Origin of the sequence: Rhizobium sp. P44RR-XXIV (genome assembly GCF_001999485.2) — a bacterium.
Taxonomy (GTDB): Bacteria; Pseudomonadota; Alphaproteobacteria; order Rhizobiales; family Rhizobiaceae; genus Rhizobium.
On record NZ_MPVZ02000021.1, the window covers coordinates 118,704 to 135,912 of the forward strand.

Sequence of the window (17,209 nt, forward strand, 5' to 3'; positions counted from 1 at the left end):
TTATGGCATTTGGAGATCGCGGCAACGGTTCGCGCCGTCTCAAGGTTGGGATTATCGGCAGCGGCATTTCAGGTCTTTCCGCCGCCTGGCTTTTGGCAAAACATCATGACGTGACCATATTCGAGGCTGCGGATCGGATTGGTGGGCACAGCAATACAGTGAAGTTTACGGCCGAGAGCGGCGAGGTTGCGGTCGATACCGGCTTCATCGTCTACAACGAAGTGACCTATCCCAATCTCACGGCGCTGTTCGACACCCTGGACGTCTCAACAGCAGCCTCCGATATGTCATTCGCTGTATCGCTCAACGAGGGGCAATTTGAATACTCCGGTGGCACAGGACTTGGCCTGTTCGCCCAATGGTCAAACGTCGCCAGTCCCCGCTTTTGGTCGATGATACGCGATCTCCTGCGCTTCTATCGCAGCGCGCCGCGGGATCTCCCAGTGATGGGCGGCATTTCTCTCAACGACTATCTTTCTCGCAATGGGTACGGACGCGCGTTTCGCGAGGACCACCTTTATCCCATGGCGGCGGCCATCTGGTCGACGCCCGCCATGGAGGTCGGCGCCTACCCTGCCGCCAGCTTTGTCAAATTCTGCTGCAACCACGGACTTCTTGCTCTTTGGAATCGACCAACGTGGCGCACGGTAAGGGGCGGCAGTCGGGAATACGTAGCGCGGATGACCGCAGGTTTCGCTGACCGCGTACGGCTCTCGACACCAGTCCAGCAAATCCGCCGTCTTAGCGACCACGTCCAAGTCCGCGACGTATTCGGCAAACAATATCTGTTCGATGACGTTGTCGTTGCGACGCATTCGGACCAGGCGCTTCGCATGTTGGCCGACCCCAGCGAAGAGGAGCGCAGGATCCTCGGAAGCTTTCGCTACTCGCGGAACGAGGCCATTCTCCATGGCGATACCACCTTCATGCCAAGGCGCCGTGCAGCCTGGTCAAGCTGGAACTACGTCGCCGATGGGAGAGGTTCGCACCAGCAGGATCAGCCAAAGCCATCGATCACCTACTGGATGAACAAGCTGCAGCCGCTGGGCGCCGCGCCGCCGACCTTCGTTACGCTCAATCCGAACCGTCCACCACGCGCCGAGACGATCATCACCACCGAGACCTACGAGCATCCGGTTTTCGATCTCGCGACGGAGAGAGCTCAGCGCGAAATCTGGTCGCTTCAGGGCGCACGCAAGACATGGTTTTGCGGCGCGCATTTCGGCTCCGGTTTCCATGAGGATGGCATTCAGGCGGGGCTCGCCGTCGCTGAAGATCTCGGAGGCGTGCGACGCCCATGGAAAGTCAGCCATGAAAGTGGGCGCATCGCTCGCATGCCAGCGACGCGGTCGCTCGACCGAATGGCTGCTGAGCAGGAGGTGCTCGCATGAGGATCACAAGCCGGCGGTCGTGTCCCAATCATTCGGGCTGTTCGGTCTCTTGCCGTTCAAACGTAAATCGCGGCGAGGGTGTATCCCATGGCGCAATTTGACGAAGCGGCGGCCAGCCTACCGATTGCATGTGAGGCTAAGGAGCCGAGGGTCGGTATTGGCGGTCTTGTATTTCGACGCATGATGAGGGGCATCCGGTACGGCCAGCTTACGGTCGTCCTGCCGAACGGGAAGGCCGTAATAAAGACCGGGACTGAGGACGGACCCGATGCGACGATTATCATTGACAGATGGCGCGCGCTTCGCAGGCTAGTGGTTTCGGGCGATCTTGGCGCGGCAGAAGGATACATTGAGGGCGACTGGACCACGCCGGATCTGACGGCGCTTATAAGATTGGCGGCCATTAATGCGGATCTACTGGCGTCAGCTCTTTCCGGGACCCCGGTAGCAAGACTGGCCGGCCGGCTGCGTCATATCCTGAATGCCAACACCCGGCGCGGAAGCCGCCGCAATATCGAGGCGCATTACGATCTCGGCAACGAGTTCTATGAGCAATGGCTTGATGGCTCGATGCTCTATTCCTCGGCCGTATTCGAAAGTTCCACGCAGACACTAGAATCGGCGCAGCGAAATCGGCTCCAGATCATCCGCGACAAGCTGGACGTCTCGGACGGGCAACGCGTTCTTGAGGTCGGCTGCGGCTGGGGCGCTCTGGCGCTCGACCTCGTGAACCACTCCAATGCTCACGTGCTGGGTATAACCCTGTCGCCTTCGCAGCTCGAGTGGGCGAACCGCGCCGTAGAGTTGGCGGGTAAAGCAAGTCATGTTGAATTGCGGCTGCGAGACTACCGGGATGTTGACGGTCAGTTTGATCGAATTGTTTCCATCGAGATGTTCGAAGCGGTTGGTGAAGCCTATTGGCCGGATTACTTCGCGATGATCAAGCGGTGCATGGCATCAGGCGGGCGAACCTTGCTGCAGGTCATCTCGATCGAAGAGGCCCGGTTCGATGCCTACCGCGGCAGCACCGATTTCATTCAAAGGTACATCTTTCCGGGCGGATTTCTGCCGTCCGATGCGGCGCTTCGACGGGCTGTCGCGGAGGCAGGGCTCAAGCTGACCGACGTCGAGCACTTCGGCAAATCCTATGCTCGTACCCTCCGCGAATGGCGCACGCGGTTCCACGCGAATTGGCCGGCCATTGCGGACCTCGGCTTCGACGAGACGTTCAGGCGGATGTGGCACTTTTATCTTTGTTACTGCGAGGCAGGGTTTGAGGAGGAGATTATCAATGTCGGACTTTATACGATCGAGCATGCCTGAAACGGCGCACCAAGGCAGGAACAGAACGAAATCATTTGCCTGGGCAATTCCCGTTATTCTCATTGGAGCGGCATTCCCTGCTGAAGCCTCCGATATAAACGGCAACTGGGCCCGCGGAGACGGGAATGCGCGTGTGCGGATTGCGCCTTGCGGCGCCGATATATGCGCGGTCAACACTTGGATAAGGCCTGGCACGCCGAAGGAGAAGGAAGGCGACAAACTGGTTATGTCCATCAAGGAAGACAGCGAGGGAAGCTACTTCGGCACCGCTTTCGATCCTCAACGCGACCTGAGCTACAAGCTGACCGTTAAAGTCGACGGCGATAGAATGACCACGAAAGGCTGCGTCATTGCTGGTTTGATCTGCAAGGGCGTGGACTGGACGCGCATAAACTGAGCTTGGAAATCCATCTGGGAGCCCCGTATGAAAACTTACCTGACCGCATATACCGCAACGCTGATCGCCTTCGTCGCAATCGATTTCGTATGGCTGAGCACCATGGCCGACCGTCTTTATCGACCGACGTTGGGCGACATGCTTGCGCCACAGTTCCGGCTGGCGCCGGCAGTGGCATTCTACCTCGTCTACGCCGCCGGGCTGACCTTCCTCGCTGTCAGGACGGGTTTGACGTCAGGATCGATGACGACAGCAGTCATCTACGGCGCTGCCGTCGGCTTCATGGCTTATGCCACCTATGACCTGACCAACCAGTCCACCCTGAAGAACTGGTCAACTGTCTTGACTGTTGCCGACCTTATCTGGGGAACGGTCTTATCGGCGGCAGCATCAGGCGTCGGGTTTTGGGTCACTCAGCGGATCTTTGGCGCTGTGACGCGCCTCTAAACTCCGCACTCTACGTACGCGGGCAGGCGCGATCGAAGTCCAAGCAGATACTTCGAAGCAAATTTAATAGCCATTTTTTGATCCAGCAGCCAGTTCACGCGTAGGTTACACCATGAATATGCAGATGCCGCTTCGAACCGGAGTACTTCGACCCACATGCGCTGACGCGAAAGTGTGGCCGTCGACGTCAGGCGGGGCGCGAAAGGTCGGAAAGTTGGAGGAAGAGACCCTTAGCTTAGATGCCGAGCGGATTAGGGCGCTGATGTCGGCTGTGGCAGAGTCACGCGATATCGTGGCGTTCGAACTCCTATACAGGCACTTCTATCCGCGCGTACGCTCTTACATGATCAAGATGACGAGAGGAAACCGGATACTGGCAGAGGAGCTGGCGCAGGAGACTATGATGCGCGTCTGGCACAAGACGGCGCTTTTCGATCCGTCCAAGGCCCAGGCGTCAACCTGGATATTCACGATCGCCAGAAATCAGATGATAGACTCTGTTCGAAGAGCGATAAAGCCTGACTTCGATCCAAACGATCCGGCGTTCGTCCCGGATGAGTTCGAGGCTGCTGACGTGTTGATCGAGCGACAGCAAAGCGCTGCAGCGCTTAGGCGGGCGATGACGACTTTGAAGGGCAGATATGCGGAAGTGCTGCGCATGTCGTTCTTCGAAGGTCTCACACATTCGACGATCGCAGAAAAACTAAACCTCCCAATTGGAACGGTGAAATCAAGGATACGACTTGCATGCGAGAAACTGCGTACAGCGCTTCAGGACGAAGCCAAATGATCGAACATCATCTGGACGACGACATGCTCCAGCAATATGCGGCCGGTACCCTGGCTGAAGGCTGGAGCGTTGCTGTGGCGACCCATCTTGCTCTGTGCCCGGCATGTAGATCGAAGCTGTCGATCTTCGAAAGCATTGGGGGTTATTTTATCGAGAGTGAAACTGTTGATGAAGCCGACCTCTCGCAAAGCTGGGATAGCCTCAAGGCAAAGATCGATGCGGGCCAGATCGACAAGGTTGTGCCAATCAAAAAACGGTTTGTTTCTGATCAGACATACCCGGAACCGTTGAGGACCTACATCGACGCAGCCGGCGGTCTAAGGTGGCGCCAGCTCGGGCGCGGCGCTGCCCAAATGATGATACCGACCGCCGACGAAACGACAACAGTGCGACTGCTCAAGATTCCTGCCGGTCAGCCTGTCCCGGAGCATTCTCACCGGGGCGTGGAATTAACGCTGGTGCTTGACGGGAGCTTTAGCGACGAGGTTTCGACATTTTCGCGAGGTGATGTCGAGATGGCAGACGACAGCTTGATGCATCAACCAAAGGCTGATGCGGGCAAAGACTGCATTTGTCTTGCCGTTACCGAGGCGCCGCTACGATTCAAGAGCAGGTTTTTGCGGTTGATACAGCCAATCCTCGGAATTTAACGGTCAGTATCATCGATCGAGCAATCGCAGGCCTGCCCACAACCTATAATACAGATCATTTTGCACGATCTTTCTTGGATTTTTTGAACCGGAGCGGCCGTCATTCGTAGAATCCCCTACCGAGCCAAGAGGCCGGCATTGAGAGGAGATGATCATGAAAAAGTTTCTGGTAGTTTCGGCAGTCGCGTTGGCCAGCATGATGACAGGCAGCTTGGCTGCGTATGCCGCAAACCCTAAGGTCGGTGGAGCGGCGATGTTCGAAGACAAGAACATCGTCGAAAACGCTGTTAATTCGAAGGATCACACGACGCTCGTCGCTGCCGTCAAGGCTGCGGGCCTGGTGTCCACGCTTGAAGGGAAGGGGCCGTTTACCGTGTTTGCTCCGACCAACGAAGCCTTTGATGCGCTTCCGAAAGGGACCGTCGAGACGCTTCTCAAGCCTGAAAACAAGGACAAGCTCGTCAAAATTCTGACGTGCCACGTGGTCGCCGCTGATGCCATGGCCAGCACCGTCGCGAAGATGATCAAGGATGATGGCGGCGAACATGACATCAAGACCGTCGGCGGCTGTGTTTTGAAGGCCAAGGACAACAAGGGCAAGATTACGCTCACCGACGAGGCGGGAGGGACGGCGACCGTGACGATCGCTGACGTCAAGCAGTCGAACGGCGTGATCCACGTCGTCGATAAGGTTCTACTTCCCAAGATGTGATCGGAAGCGCCGGGCCGAGTTATCGGCCCGGCCTTTTTCACTATCTAAATACCTTATTTACTCGTTTAGGTATTGGGCGCGTTCGAACGCCATCCAAGTTTGATGCATAGATGTTCACCGGCGGCAACACCACTACGGGCACTTTCAAATGGCCCTTCCAATATGGTGGTTTTACCACGGAAAATCACGATAACGGTCTTTGAGACCGGATCGTAAAACACGCTCATTCCGTCTTCGTAGCTCATCGATGACCTCCTTCAAAGAAGGGCCGGCGGAGGGGCCGCCGCCCCCGCGGATCCGATGCCGATCCGCGTCAGCTCCTGGGGTAGGGAGCCGGTTCCATCGCTGTAGGGCTGTGCAATGGAACCACCTTATTACGGAATGCTCGAACCCTGGATCAAAGCTGAAAGAGATTAATGGGGTCAGCGTCATCCCCTCGGCGGACCGCGGGAAAGCAGTCGCTGCAAAGTCCGGCGATGCAGTCTAAGAAGCCGCGCCGTCATAGAAATGTTATTCCCGGTTTCAGCAAACACGCTGTTGATGTGTTCCCAGCGGACCTGTTCTGCGGACTTTAGGCATGGCGTCTCGGTTTCGCCCTGTTGAGAGTAAATTCCAAGCACCTCCAAGATCTCATCCACGTCAGCGGGTTTGCTTAAGAATTCGGTCGCACCAAGTTTCACCGCGGATACAACAGCGCGGACGTGGCCGTATCCAGTAAGCACAAGCGACTTGGTGTTGGGCGATACTTCCTTGCAAAGCTTCACGAGTTCAAGACCGCTGTCGTCGCCGATGCGCAGATCAGTTATCAGTATATCGAGGCAACCGCGATTGATTACGGCGCCCGCTCTCTCGATTGTTGTGCAGATTTCGACATTCAAACCACGCTCTTGTAGAGCCTTGCCAAGTCGATGCGCGAAAACGTGGTCGTCGTCTACCAAGAGTGCGTTCAGACTTGTCAGTTCCGTAGTTTCAACATGTAATATAGGCCGATCGGGTGTTCTTACCATTGCCTCCTCCTAAGGACGCCCTTGGGGCTGCAGCCGACAGATATACGTTCACGATGTACGACGATTTTTTCGTTCAGATCAAAACAGTAGGTTTTGAGAGGCCTCATCGGCATTCGCGCTGTCTTGCGACCAGCTCGTGAGGCTATTCGTCAAGCCAGGATGCGAGGGCTTTTTGGGGGGCTGCGAAAGAACGTGGCGTTGCTGCGTGGTGATCAACGTCACGTTAGAAACTGGGTAGCGATGCGAGTTGTTGATTTGCGCTGAGAGCTGACCCGGGACTGGAGTGAACCCCTCGGGCTGGACCAGCGAGGCGCTTCAAACTAAGCCGCCTGCTGGGCGAGTTGGGTTTCAAATTCTGCTGGCGATCGATAGCCAAGGGCCGAGTGCAGCCGCTTGGCATTGTAGACTTCTTCGATGAACCTGGGCAATCGCGCGGCGACGTCTGCAAAGGTTTCGTAGCCGGCGGGATAGATGTCCTCGACTTTCAGGGTCTTCATGAAGCTTTCTGCCTGCGCATTGTGATAAGGGTTGCCGACGGCACTCATGGAACCCTGTAGACCTGCCGCATCTAGCGCTCGTCGATAGGTCTCGCTCGCGTATTGGCACCCGCGGTCCGTATGATGAATGCAGCCGGGAGGAGGCTTTCGGTTCTCCATCGCTGAATGCAACGCTGCCAATGCCAGCGGCGTATCCAGGCGTTTTGACAGGCCATAACCCACGACTCTCCGGCTGCAAGCATCGAGAATGACAGCCAAATAGCAGAACCCGACGGCGATGCGGATGTAGGTGAAGTCAGCCACCCAGACCATGTCTGGCCGTGCCGGGATCACATTGCGATAGAGGTTCGGGTAGATCGGCGAATCGTGGTTGCTATCTGTCGTGCGAACATACCGCTTGCGAGGCTTGATCCCCAGGGCCATTGGCCCGCATGACGCGAGCGACACGCTTGTGATTGACCAGATGGCCTCGCCGCTGAAGCTCGTGCGTTACGCGTCGATATCCGTAGCAGGGCAGCTCGTCCTGGATCTCCTCGATGATGGCGACGAGTTCCGCATCCCCCAGGTTCAACGCTCTCGCAGTTGATCGGTAATAATAGCTGCTTCTCGGGAGATCGATCATTTTGCACCCCCGTCGGACAGAGCAGGCCGAGGACCGGTGACGATGGAGGAGCTCCCGCTGTCGCCCGCGATCGGCTGGCGCGGTGTTTTTTACCCAGGTCCAGCTCCATGGTGAGCTGGCCGACCTTGCGTTCGAGCGCCGCAATGTGGGCCTCGTACTCAGCAATGACGCTGGCTTCAGCCTCCTCATCGTTCAGTTCGCCGCGATCGAACTGCGTCAGCCATAGCTGTATGAGGTTTGCTGAAACGCTATATGTCCGCTGTGCGTCGCGCCGTCCGATGACGCCGTTTCGGATATCCTGGCAAAGCTGCAACTTGAACGGCGTCGAATGCCGTCGATATGGTCCTCGGGACTTCATGAGCCTTCTCCGATTGAGGCCCGCAGAGTGTATCGGTTCTTCCGTGTCCCGTGGTCCAGCCCGAGGGGTTCATTCCAGACTGCGGGAAAATATCACTGAGAATTGGCTCTGACTCACATTTGCTGCTGTTGAGGATGATGCTTCTGCTGGTTCATCGGAGGATCAGCTATGCAGCAACGATTTCAACGGGCGAGCCTCGCTCCGTCCGGTTTTGCAGTTGATGATGTGACGATTATCGAAGAGCGTGTGCAAGTTCGGCTGCGATCGCGCGCCCTCTCCGGAACGTGTCCAGCCTGTGGTCGACAGAGCCGACGAGTTCAAAGCCGATATCTGCGTCGGCCCGCTGACCTGCCGTTTGGCGGTCGTCGAGTTGAGCTGGCGATCGTGACGCGTCGGTTCTGGTGCGATGCCGTTCTGTGCGGTCGGCGTATCTTCTGCGAACAGTTCGATAGTGGCGTGCTCGCACGTTACGGTCGGCGCACCCAGCGGCTGGAGACCATTGTTCACCATCTTGGTTTGGCGCTCGGTGGCAGACCGGCGGCGGCCTTTGCCAATCGTCTGATGGTACCAGTGAGCAATGACACACTGCTGCGGGTGGTTCGCCGCCGTGTTGCCGACCAGGATGATGAACTCACCGTCATCGGCATTGATGATTTTGCTTTCCGGCGGGGCCAAACCTATGGAACGATCGTCTGCGATCTGGAGCGGCGGAAGCCCGTCACCCTGCTACAGGATCGAGCGTTGGATACGTCTCGAGCGTGGCTTGCCGGGCATCAGTCGATCTCCACCGTCGCTCGCGATCGGGGCGGCGGCTATGGTGAGGCTATTGCGAAGGCATTGCCCAATGCTGAGCAGGTTGCTGATCGCTGGCACCTAATGGAGAATTCCAGCCGGGCCTTCCTCGACGCTGTCGGCAAGTCGATGCGACAGATCAGGCAGGCGGTCGGCAGCAGTGTCGTTGATCCAAAGCTTCTGACCTACGCCGAGAAGCTGCAGTATGAGGGGTATCTACGCCGCCAGGAAACGAACGAGGCGGTTCGGGAGCTGTCGAAAAAGGGAACATCAATTCGGCAGATTGTGCGGCAAACCGGCCATAGCCGGAAGCTCGTTCGCGACATTTTAAGGGGGCAGCGTCTCGACGTGTTCCGAACGCGGCCAAGTTCTCTGGATAGCTGGTCGCCTTGGCTCAACAGCCGCTGGGAAGAAGGGGCACGGAACGCTTCGGCACTCTGGCGTGAGATGAAGACGAAGGGCTTTGTGGGACAGAGTGGTGTCGTATCGCAATGGGCTCAACGCCGACGTCTTGCGGAAAAGGCCAATCAGAGCGGGCTCGCCAGAACGCCGTCCGCACGGGTTATCGCACGGCTCATGACCACCGCGCGCGACGACCTTGCAAAATCCGAAGCGATCCTGGTGGCGGCGATCGAAGTGAACGTCCCGGACCTTGTGGTCGCCCGTACGGCCATTGGTGATTTCCAGTCCATGATCCGCTCGAAGACAGCGCGGAAGCTCGACGAGTGGTTGGAAGCCGCTAAGGACAGCTTGGTCGGATCGTTTGCCGGCGGCGTCGAAAAAGACCTCGACGCCGTCAGGAATGCAATCATATCACCGTGGTCAAATGGGCAAACGGAAGGACAGATCACACGCTTAAAGCTCATTAAGCGCCAGATGTACGGAAGAGCAAAACTCGATCTCCTGCAGGCGCGGTTGATCGGTGCGTCGTAGACCTGCACAGCAGCAAATGTGCGTCAGAGCCACTTCTCAGTGCAAATCCCGGGTCAACTCTCAGCGCAAATCAACACCTTAGGCACAAGGAGCGGCATCGCACCGCTCCCGCACGCGAGTTCGAAGCGTTTTGCCGCTCGAATGCCCGACATGGATGTCCAGCTTCTGCTTTCCTAAAAACGTAGTCGCGCCCGTTCGGCGCCACCTTAGCCCCCTTAAGGTTTCCGCTCACGAGGTAAGCGGCGATGCTCGCAGGGCATAAATCATCGTGTCAGAATTCATAACTTTACGAACGTGGCTGTATTTTGCGGCGGTCGGGGTCATCATCGGCCACTCCATAGCTAGCGGCTTTACCGTTCATCTTTTCGACCCCAAAGGAGAGTGGATTACGATTACATTACAGCAATCGCGTCAGCCTTAAATATTGCCAGACCTCGTGTTTGGGCGCTCGTCTTAGCGCGTCGGAATAACAAGGGTAAAGCTACCGCGGCGGTTCTGTCGCAGGAACATGATTGCCATGTCCACGTTTAAGAAGCGTCACCAAAACTTTAGAAGCTCAGACCATGGAAATTGACTTATCGAACAAGCGCGTCCTCGTAACAGGAGGCAACTCTGGAATAGGGGCAGCGATCGCGCGGGGCTTCGCGGCAAATCGCGCGAGGGTCGCTATAAATTATCTAGTTGATCCCGATGAAGCGCGGCGGATGGCGGTGGAGCTCTCGGCGCACGGCGCGGCGTCTCTGGCGTTGAAGGGTGACATCAGCAGCTCCGAAGACGTGGAGCGCATCTTCTCGACCTTGGACGATAAGTGGGGTGGCATAGACATCTTGATCAACAACGCAGGCGTCGACGGGAGCTATGCTCTTGGATGGGAGGCCGATGTTGTCTATTGGGACGCTGTCATCGACATCAACCTGAAAGGCACATATCGATGCTCGAGAGCAGCGTTGAAGCGGATGATTAAACAAAGGTCTGGCGTGGTCCTCAACGTGTCGAGCGTTCACGAGACGATAGCGTGGACAGGCTATAGCGCCTATACGGCCAGTAAAGCTGGCATCTCAATGTTATCGAAGTCCCTCGCCCAGGAAGCAGCTCCTTTTGGGGTTCGTGTACTCTGTATCGCCCCCGGCGCAATTCGCACGCCGATCAATCGGTCGGTATGGCAAGACGAGACAAAGTACGAGGATCTGCTGACGAAAATTCCGCTTGGGCGGATTGGAGAGCCACAAGATATCGCGAACATGGCCGTCATTCTCGCCTCCGATGTCGCCGCATACATCACCGGCACGACGATTTTCATCGATGGCGGCATGACAGACTATCCCTCCTTTTCACACGGTGGGTAGAAGGTGGCGCTCCGCATAGAAGATTATGGCTTGATCGGAAACATGCTGTCCGCAGCTTTGGTTGGACGCGATGGATCGATAGACTGGTTGTGCCTACCGCGCTTCGACTCCCCGGCTTGTTTTGCCGCTTTGCTTGGAACGCCAGACAATGGAAGATGGAAGGTGGCGCCCCGCCAAGCGCTTTCAGGCTGCAGCCGCTGCTACCTCCATGATACTGGCATATTGGAAAGCCGGTTTGAAACAGAGACTGGCGTAGTCACGGTCACAGATTTCATGCCTGTTCCTTCACTTGATCGCTCCCCCGACGTCATCAGGATAGTCACCGGCGTTTCCGGCATTGTCGAAATGGAGATGGAACTCACGCTACGGTTTGAGAACGGTCAGGCTGTTCCTTGGGTGAGACGAAAGGACTACGGACTAAGCGCTATCGTTGGGCCACATGCCGTCGAACTTGTTACGGATCTGCCTTTAAAGGGGCAGGACCTCAAGACTACAGCGATTTTCCGGGTAAAAGCCTGCGACAGCATACCTATGACCCTGTCATATCATCCTTCTAAAGAGCAGCCTCATTTCATCGCCGACCGCCGAGAGCTTCTCGACCAGACCAAGGGCTGGTGGCGCGAATGGGTCAGAAGTGGAACATCAAATTATCTGCCGGTTGGCCTTCGTGACGCGGTTGTTCGCTCTCTCATTACGCTGAAGATGCTGATCTACGCGCCGACGGGCGGTATCGTAGCGGCGCCGACGACCTCCTTGCCGGAAGCAATCGGCGGGCAACGTAACTGGGACTACCGCTACTGCTGGTTACGGGACTCGGCCCTGACCCTTTACGCACTGCTGAATTCCGGCTACCGCGAAGAGGCGCAAGATTGGCGCCAATGGTTGCTACGTGCGATCGCAGGTTCACCCCAACAATTGCAGATCATGTACGGGCTTGCCGGAGAGCGATGGCTTCCTGAGTTTGAGGTGCCCTGGCTTTCGGGTTATGAGGGCAGTAGGCCGGTCAGAATAGGCAATGACGCCGCCAATCAAGTGCAGACAGACGTTTTTGGCGAGCTGATTGAAACTCTTCACGCTGCGCGTGAGGCCGAGTTGGAGCCTCAGGAAGAGGCATGGCGACTTGAGAAGGTCCTGCTTTGCCACCTCGGCGCGACGTGGCAAGAACCAGACAGGGGAATTTGGGAAGTTCGTGGCCCGCCACGACTATTCACTCACTCCAGAGCAATGGCCTGGGCTGCCTTAGACCGCGCGGTCATTAGCCACGACAAATACCACCTTGAAGGGCCGGTTTCGAGCTGGCGCCAGCTGCGGCAACGAATCCACGACGATATTTGCGATAACGGCTTCCACGCGGGCAAAAACAGTTTTGTCCAGTATTTTGGCGGCGACACGCTTGACGCAAGCCTCCTTCTTATGGCGCAGCTTGGCTTTCTTCCGGCCGACGACCCACGCATCGTAGGCACGCTCCATGCCGTAGAGCGGGAGCTTGTGAATGGGGGGCTGGTCGCGCGCTACTCAACCGGCGAAACGGATGACGGTGTCGGCGGCAGGGAAGGGGCGTTCTTGGCGTGCAGCTTTTGGCTCGCTGACGCCTATGTTCTTGGCGAGCGCCACGAGGATGCACGCGAAATGTTTCGCCGGCTGCTTGGACTGCGCAATGATCTGGGCCTTCTCGCCGAAGAATATGACCCTGGTAGTGGCCGCCTGCTCGGAAACTTCCCCCAGGCGTTTTCTCACATAAGCCTGATTAACACTGCACATAACCTGGCGAGCATCGAAGGCCCGGCAAAGCAACGGGTAAACAAGACCGCGCCAAACGGACGGAAAGGCCTGCTAAAATAATGATGTCGATGGTTGCCCAGATGAGGCTCACGTCATCCTCCGAGTTTTGATAGCACAAAGGCGCACAGGAAGCCGACGACGGTGATCAATCCCGCATACTCGTGCGTCTCCGCAAAGGCCTCTGGAATCATCGTGTCTGCTATCATTGCGAGTATGGCGCCAGCGGCCAAAGCTGTCGTTCCAGCGATAACGTCTGGACTTGCTCCCGCGAGAGTTACGTTCCCGACCAGGGCCGCTAATCCAGAGGCGAGAGCTATACATCCCCATACACAGAAGATGTAGATCGCGGATCTGCCGGCACGACGCATGCCAGCTGAGCTCGCCAGGGCTTCTGGAACATTCGACAGGAAAATTGCGGCTACTGTCACCAAACTCACGCCGGAAGCGCCAATTAGGCTCACACCGATCACCACCGACTCCGGGATGCCGTCGAGGAGTGCGCCGATCGCGATCGCCATGCCCGAACCATCCACGGCGTTCTGCTGCTTTTGTTCTTCGTGATGCCCGGAGCGCTTTCGGTGACGGGCACCACGTCGGTTTAAAAACACGTTCGCTGCTGTGTATATCGCCGCGCCGAGTAGAAAACCGAAGGCGGTCGAATCGAATCCTCCGCGAGCAAACGCCTCGTCCATCAACTCGAAAGCAACAGCGGAGATTAAAACTCCTGAACCGATTGCCATGACTGCGGCGATTATACGCTGGGGCAGGCTAGCAAGAAACGGAACAACCGCTCCTATGATGAGGGCCGATCCGCTCACAAGACCCCACAGGCCGGCTTGTAGATACATTGGCACCTTAAATCCCTTCACTTAGGCGATAACGAAGAACTTGATCAAGGACGATCGGTTCCGCGCTTTTGATCATGCAAAGCCGAGAGCCGGCGCGCGAAAAGCAGAAACTGGTCTTAGGAACTGCGTCGAAGCGGATGCGCTCATCACGGCTGAGACGAACAATCCAAATCTTCAACAACGTACGTCGTTTTGGGGTATGTTACCCTGTAATCGCGATGCACCAGCGCTCCTGGAGTCAAGCTTGCGGGATAGATGCGGGATCCCATGATGTGGAATACAGTTTCTTCGCGTGCAAGGAGATTATCCGCGATCAAGCGGCGATGGCAGCGCCACCACACCGCCTCGGAGCACATAATAGCGCATACCCGGCGTTCCCCTTCCTCGACGAGCTCATTCAGTCCTTCGTGAAATGTGTGGGAGAGCGCATAGTCAGCATAGTTGTGAAAGCTTCTGTTCTTCCAGAGGCGTTCAACTCGAAAGGTATCGTATGCGCCTTCGACCGGAGGCCGCCTAGTGCGTCCAATCGGCGATACGCTATCTGGCGATGCAGTAGTGCTTCCGATAGAATATCCGAATTGAACTGAGGATTTGTCCGCGACATCGGGATCTTGCGCACATCGACGACGCATCCCACCCGTTGCCCGCTCAGTAAATCGATGAACTCTTGTAAGGATCGGCTCGAGTGCCCGATCGTGTAAAACGGGAGACGTTCAGGCAATAGGTCAGTCATGGTGTTCCTCATGTTCGTCTTCGCGCTGCTTAATCCGCTTTCCTCGTGTTTTCTAAGTCGGCTTCCGAACTTCACAGACGCGCTCCTTCATTCAACGCTGAATGAGCAACTGTGGTTCAATGCACCTTATGGAGGAGCGGCGCAGCGAAAAACTCTCGGTTACTCGAAGTTGCAGCATATGGAGGACTGTGAGCGAACTCCTCAACGCTCGCAACTGTGGTGCCAGTTTTCATCCTGATGGTCTGCTACTTGCGCTGCTCAGCATACGGTGCGAGCCTGCTGCATGTTGCGGCCGGGGGGCGCCAGGCAGCTGCAATTGACGGAAAAGTTGACTACAGGACAAAGGGAAAGTGTTCGCAGCAAACGGAAGAGCACGGATGTCGACCGATCCGTCGGATCGCTTGTCAAATCGGCAAGGGGGAACCAGGGTTGGTCGCAGATCGCTTTGGCAGAGAGACTTGGTGTTTTATTTCAGCAGGTTCAGAAATACGAACAGGGCTCGAATAGGATGAGCGCAGTCGCCTCGTTAAGGGTAGCGGAACCGTTTGGCCTGCCTCTAAAGTATTGTCTTGGCGAGCAGGAAGCAGTAGGAAGTGGAAAGAGTCCTCCCGTTAGGGCAATACCGCGAGCGGGCTAGAGTTCCGGCTGCTGAGCGCTTTCAGAGACTGTCCGTGTCCCTCCAGACACGGTTCATCGCTCTCATCGAAGCCGCCGCATGCCCGCAGCCTGACGATCTGTAGGCTGCTATAGCGTCGGCTACCGTTCGACGCAGACCTCCACCATGCCACATATACCATCGTTAGTTTGGATGCAGCGGTATAATCTTTTTTGCACTGCTGTTCAGCTTCTCTGCTGCAGCAAAGGCCGGGCCAAGCTCCTCTACCGCAAACGGTTTTTTGACAACAGGTGTTTCCGTCTGCAAGCCACCCTCCAAGGCGTCACTGTAGCCAGTCATGAGGACAATCGAAATATCGGGATGATCGGCTTTTAGTTGGTCAGCAAGTTGAAGACCAGACATCTGGGGCATCATAACATCCGAAAGAACATGCTTTAAACTGGGGTTTTGACTCAGTATCACCTGTCCGTCGTCGAATGATTTGAGACTTTTTGGTCTTTGGAAGAGTGGAGTTTCCGGCTCGGTTTGCGGGTTGATTTAAGCCGCTTTGGCGTGGTGGTTCAAGCGGCGCTGTTTGATGGTGTCTCGTTTGATCCTTTCGCGTTCGAGCAGGATGGTCGCGCCGCGCCCGAAGTAGACGTCGGCTGGGGCAAGATTGTCGAGGCTCTCATGGTATCGGCGATGATTGTAATGCTCGACGAAGGCTGCGATCTGGGCTTCGAGGTCCTCCTGGAAGAAGTAGTTTTCCAGCAGGATGCGGTTCTTCAACGTCTGGTGCCAGCGTTCGATCTTGCCCTGGGTCTGCGGATGGCCGGGAGCGCCGTGGACCTGCTCGATCTTGTATTTCTCCAGCCATTCGCCGAGATCGGAAGCGACGTAACACGGGCCGTTGTCGGACAGCAGGCGCGGCCGGTGTTCGACCTTGACCCTGTCGCAGCCTGAGGCGGCCAGTGCCAGGTCGAGCGTGTCGGTGACGTCGTCCACCTTCATGCTGGTGCACAGCTTCCAGGCGATGATGTAGCGGGAATAATCGTCGAGGATGGTCGACAGGTAGAACCATCCCCAGCCGATGACCTTCAGGTAGGTGAAGTCGGTTTGCCACATCTCGTTTGGGCGAGTGGTCTTGTCCTTGAACTCGTCGTTGGCCTTGATGACGATATAGGCAGGCGAGGTGATCAGGTCGTGAGCCTTGAGCAGGCGGTAGACTGAAGCCTCTGATACGAAATAGCTTTCCGTATCGGTGAACTTCACCGCCAGCTCGCGTGGCGACAGATCGGCATGATCGAGCGCCATGGTGACGATGCGATCCCGGATATCGTCGGGGATACGGTTCCAGACCCGTGACGGCGCGGATGTCCGGTCTTCCAGACCCTCGACGCCGTGGGTCTGGAAGCGGTCATACCAACGGTAGAAAGTCGGCCTTGAAATGCCGAGCTTTTCGAGGGTCTGCCTTGCGGACAAATGCGACTGTTCCACGATCCGGATGATCTCAAGCTTCTCGGTGGCGGGATATCTCATTCTTCGTCGCCCCCATCCGCGATCATGCTTTTTTTGAGCAGGCGGTTTTCCAGGGTGAGGTCAGCCAGCGCCTCCTTCAGGTCACGGCTTTCACGACGCAGCGCTTTCACCTCGTCGCTGGTGGCCGAACGGGCGGTGTCTCCGGCAAGACGCTTCTTACCAGCTTCGAGGAATTCCTTCGACCAGCTATAATACAGGCTCTCGGCGATCCCCTCGCGGCGGCAGATCGCGGCAATGCTGTCCTCGCCACGCAGCCCTTCCAGCACAATGCGGATTTTGTCCTCCGCGGAATGGTGCTTGCGCGTGGCCCGGCGGATGTCCTTGATCGTCTTCTCGGCCGTCGATGTCTGCGGCCCGGATTTCTGTCTCATCTTCGCTTCCTTTGATAGAGCTACGATGAGCCGAAAATCCTCTCTTCTCAATTAAGTCGGTTCTGTCTCATGGGCG

The 17,209-nt window shown here is 56.8% G+C and carries 18 protein-coding genes; 10 read left to right on the forward strand and 8 right to left on the reverse strand.

Features of this window, described 5'->3' with window-relative positions:
- Positions 1-2 precede the first annotated feature (2 nt).
- The 7 genes from BSK43_RS01745 to BSK43_RS01775 all read left to right on the forward strand — a co-directional run bounded on the left by BSK43_RS01745 (position 3) and on the right by BSK43_RS01775 (position 5,710).
- Positions 3-1,391 (forward strand): NAD(P)/FAD-dependent oxidoreductase, encoded by a 1,389-nt coding sequence (locus tag BSK43_RS01745; RefSeq protein ID WP_047636764.1) that lies wholly within the window; start codon positions 3-5, stop codon positions 1,389-1,391.
- An 87-nt stretch (positions 1,392-1,478) separates the two neighbouring features.
- Positions 1,479-2,714: a cyclopropane-fatty-acyl-phospholipid synthase family protein gene (locus BSK43_RS01750; RefSeq protein WP_047636762.1), complete on the forward strand. Its 1,236-nt coding sequence runs from the start codon at positions 1,479-1,481 to the stop codon at positions 2,712-2,714.
- Entirely contained in the window at positions 2,683-3,111 is a 429-nt protein-coding gene (locus tag BSK43_RS01755) for a DUF2147 domain-containing protein (protein WP_244510089.1), read from the forward strand. Before BSK43_RS01750 ends, BSK43_RS01755 begins: the two co-directional genes overlap by 32 nt.
- Before the next feature lie 27 nt (positions 3,112-3,138).
- Positions 3,139-3,558, forward strand: a complete 420-nt coding sequence (locus BSK43_RS01760; RefSeq protein WP_047636761.1) for a DUF2177 family protein — start codon at positions 3,139-3,141, stop codon at positions 3,556-3,558.
- A gap of 214 nt (positions 3,559-3,772) precedes the next feature.
- A complete protein-coding gene (locus BSK43_RS01765; protein ID WP_077472894.1) occupies positions 3,773-4,348 on the forward strand; it encodes a sigma-70 family RNA polymerase sigma factor in 576 nt (191 codons plus the stop codon).
- The gene (locus BSK43_RS01770; RefSeq protein WP_047636760.1) at positions 4,345-4,998 is read left to right on the forward strand and encodes a ChrR family anti-sigma-E factor; all 654 of its coding nucleotides are present in this window, start codon (positions 4,345-4,347) and stop codon (positions 4,996-4,998) included. The genes BSK43_RS01765 and BSK43_RS01770 overlap by 4 nt, the downstream gene beginning before the upstream one ends.
- 196 nt (positions 4,999-5,194) lie before the next feature.
- Positions 5,195-5,710 carry a fasciclin domain-containing protein gene (locus BSK43_RS01775; RefSeq protein ID WP_244510093.1) on the forward strand — a complete coding sequence of 172 codons (516 nt, stop codon included), beginning with the start codon at positions 5,195-5,197 and terminating at the stop codon, positions 5,708-5,710.
- Positions 5,711-5,775: 65 nt separating this feature from the next.
- Here BSK43_RS01775 and BSK43_RS01780 read toward each other — a convergent pair whose 3' ends face one another.
- The 3 genes from BSK43_RS01780 to BSK43_RS01790 form a co-directional block, all read right to left on the reverse strand.
- On the reverse strand, positions 5,776-5,955 hold the full coding sequence (locus tag BSK43_RS01780) for a hypothetical protein (RefSeq protein WP_077472893.1): 180 nt from the start codon (positions 5,953-5,955) through the stop codon (positions 5,776-5,778).
- 183 nt (positions 5,956-6,138) lie between these two features.
- On the reverse strand, positions 6,139-6,717 hold the full coding sequence (locus BSK43_RS01785; protein ID WP_136686653.1) for a response regulator: 579 nt from the start codon (positions 6,715-6,717) through the stop codon (positions 6,139-6,141).
- Positions 6,718-7,037: 320 nt separating this feature from the next.
- Complete coding sequence (locus BSK43_RS01790; protein ID WP_047637296.1) at positions 7,038-7,637, reverse strand: IS3 family transposase; 600 nt, start codon at positions 7,635-7,637, stop codon at positions 7,038-7,040.
- Between the two features lie 725 nt (positions 7,638-8,362).
- Between BSK43_RS01790 and BSK43_RS01805 the strand changes: the two genes are divergently transcribed.
- The 3 genes from BSK43_RS01805 to BSK43_RS01815 all read left to right on the forward strand — a co-directional run bounded on the left by BSK43_RS01805 (position 8,363) and on the right by BSK43_RS01815 (position 13,107).
- The gene (locus tag BSK43_RS01805) at positions 8,363-9,919 is read left to right on the forward strand and encodes an ISL3 family transposase (protein ID WP_077473006.1); all 1,557 of its coding nucleotides are present in this window, start codon (positions 8,363-8,365) and stop codon (positions 9,917-9,919) included.
- 563 nt (positions 9,920-10,482) lie between these two features.
- Positions 10,483-11,265, forward strand: a complete 783-nt coding sequence (locus tag BSK43_RS01810) for a glucose 1-dehydrogenase (protein ID WP_047637013.1) — start codon at positions 10,483-10,485, stop codon at positions 11,263-11,265.
- Positions 11,266-11,268: 3 nt separating this feature from the next.
- Positions 11,269-13,107 (forward strand): glycoside hydrolase family 15 protein, encoded by a 1,839-nt coding sequence (locus BSK43_RS01815; RefSeq protein WP_047637016.1) that lies wholly within the window; start codon positions 11,269-11,271, stop codon positions 13,105-13,107.
- A gap of 32 nt (positions 13,108-13,139) precedes the next feature.
- On the opposite strand, the gene BSK43_RS01820 is transcribed toward BSK43_RS01815, so the two are convergent.
- The 5 genes from BSK43_RS01820 to BSK43_RS01840 all read right to left on the reverse strand — a co-directional run bounded on the left by BSK43_RS01820 (position 13,140) and on the right by BSK43_RS01840 (position 17,133).
- Entirely contained in the window at positions 13,140-13,895 is a 756-nt protein-coding gene (locus BSK43_RS01820; protein ID WP_047637017.1) for a ZIP family zinc transporter, read from the reverse strand.
- Positions 13,896-14,041: 146 nt separating this feature from the next.
- Positions 14,042-14,296 carry a DUF488 domain-containing protein gene (locus BSK43_RS36100; RefSeq protein WP_343287085.1) on the reverse strand — a complete coding sequence of 85 codons (255 nt, stop codon included), beginning with the start codon at positions 14,294-14,296 and terminating at the stop codon, positions 14,042-14,044.
- On the reverse strand, positions 14,293-14,640 hold the full coding sequence (locus tag BSK43_RS36105) for a DUF488 domain-containing protein (RefSeq protein ID WP_343287086.1): 348 nt from the start codon (positions 14,638-14,640) through the stop codon (positions 14,293-14,295). Before BSK43_RS36105 ends, BSK43_RS36100 begins: the two co-directional genes overlap by 4 nt.
- 787 nt (positions 14,641-15,427) lie before the next feature.
- A complete protein-coding gene (locus BSK43_RS01835) occupies positions 15,428-15,706 on the reverse strand; it encodes a response regulator (RefSeq protein ID WP_158008786.1) in 279 nt (92 codons plus the stop codon).
- Between the two features lie 75 nt (positions 15,707-15,781).
- Positions 15,782-17,133 (reverse strand): IS3 family transposase gene (locus BSK43_RS01840; RefSeq protein WP_136686651.1). Its coding sequence is split into 2 segments (ribosomal slippage): positions 15,782-16,797 and positions 16,797-17,133, totalling 1,353 coding nucleotides; the frame shifts between segments, so codons are not numbered across the junction.
- Positions 17,134-17,209 lie beyond the last annotated feature (76 nt).

What these genes read in the sequence shown, in the direction of transcription:
- BSK43_RS01750 (WP_047636762.1), top strand. Translation starts at nt 1,479, where the DNA reads ATGGCGCAATTTGACGAAGCGGCGGCCAGCCTACCGATTGCATGTGAG.
- BSK43_RS36105 (WP_343287086.1), bottom strand. Translation starts at nt 14,640, where the DNA reads ATGAGGAACACCATGACTGACCTATTGCCTGAACGTCTCCCGTTTTAC.
- BSK43_RS01810 (WP_047637013.1), top strand. Translation starts at nt 10,483, where the DNA reads ATGGAAATTGACTTATCGAACAAGCGCGTCCTCGTAACAGGAGGCAAC.
- BSK43_RS01760 (WP_047636761.1), top strand. Translation starts at nt 3,139, where the DNA reads ATGAAAACTTACCTGACCGCATATACCGCAACGCTGATCGCCTTCGTC.
- BSK43_RS01745 (WP_047636764.1), top strand. Translation starts at nt 3, where the DNA reads ATGGCATTTGGAGATCGCGGCAACGGTTCGCGCCGTCTCAAGGTTGGG.
- BSK43_RS01790 (WP_047637296.1), bottom strand. Translation starts at nt 7,637, where the DNA reads ATGGCCCTGGGGATCAAGCCTCGCAAGCGGTATGTTCGCACGACAGAT.
- BSK43_RS01785 (WP_136686653.1), bottom strand. Translation starts at nt 6,717, where the DNA reads ATGGTAAGAACACCCGATCGGCCTATATTACATGTTGAAACTACGGAA.
- BSK43_RS01775 (WP_244510093.1), top strand. Translation starts at nt 5,195, where the DNA reads ATGATGACAGGCAGCTTGGCTGCGTATGCCGCAAACCCTAAGGTCGGT.
- BSK43_RS01820 (WP_047637017.1), bottom strand. Translation starts at nt 13,895, where the DNA reads ATGTATCTACAAGCCGGCCTGTGGGGTCTTGTGAGCGGATCGGCCCTC.
- BSK43_RS01770 (WP_047636760.1), top strand. Translation starts at nt 4,345, where the DNA reads ATGATCGAACATCATCTGGACGACGACATGCTCCAGCAATATGCGGCC.
- BSK43_RS01805 (WP_077473006.1), top strand. Translation starts at nt 8,363, where the DNA reads ATGCAGCAACGATTTCAACGGGCGAGCCTCGCTCCGTCCGGTTTTGCA.
- BSK43_RS01755 (WP_244510089.1), top strand. Translation starts at nt 2,683, where the DNA reads ATGTCGGACTTTATACGATCGAGCATGCCTGAAACGGCGCACCAAGGC.
- BSK43_RS01780 (WP_077472893.1), bottom strand. Translation starts at nt 5,955, where the DNA reads ATGAGCTACGAAGACGGAATGAGCGTGTTTTACGATCCGGTCTCAAAG.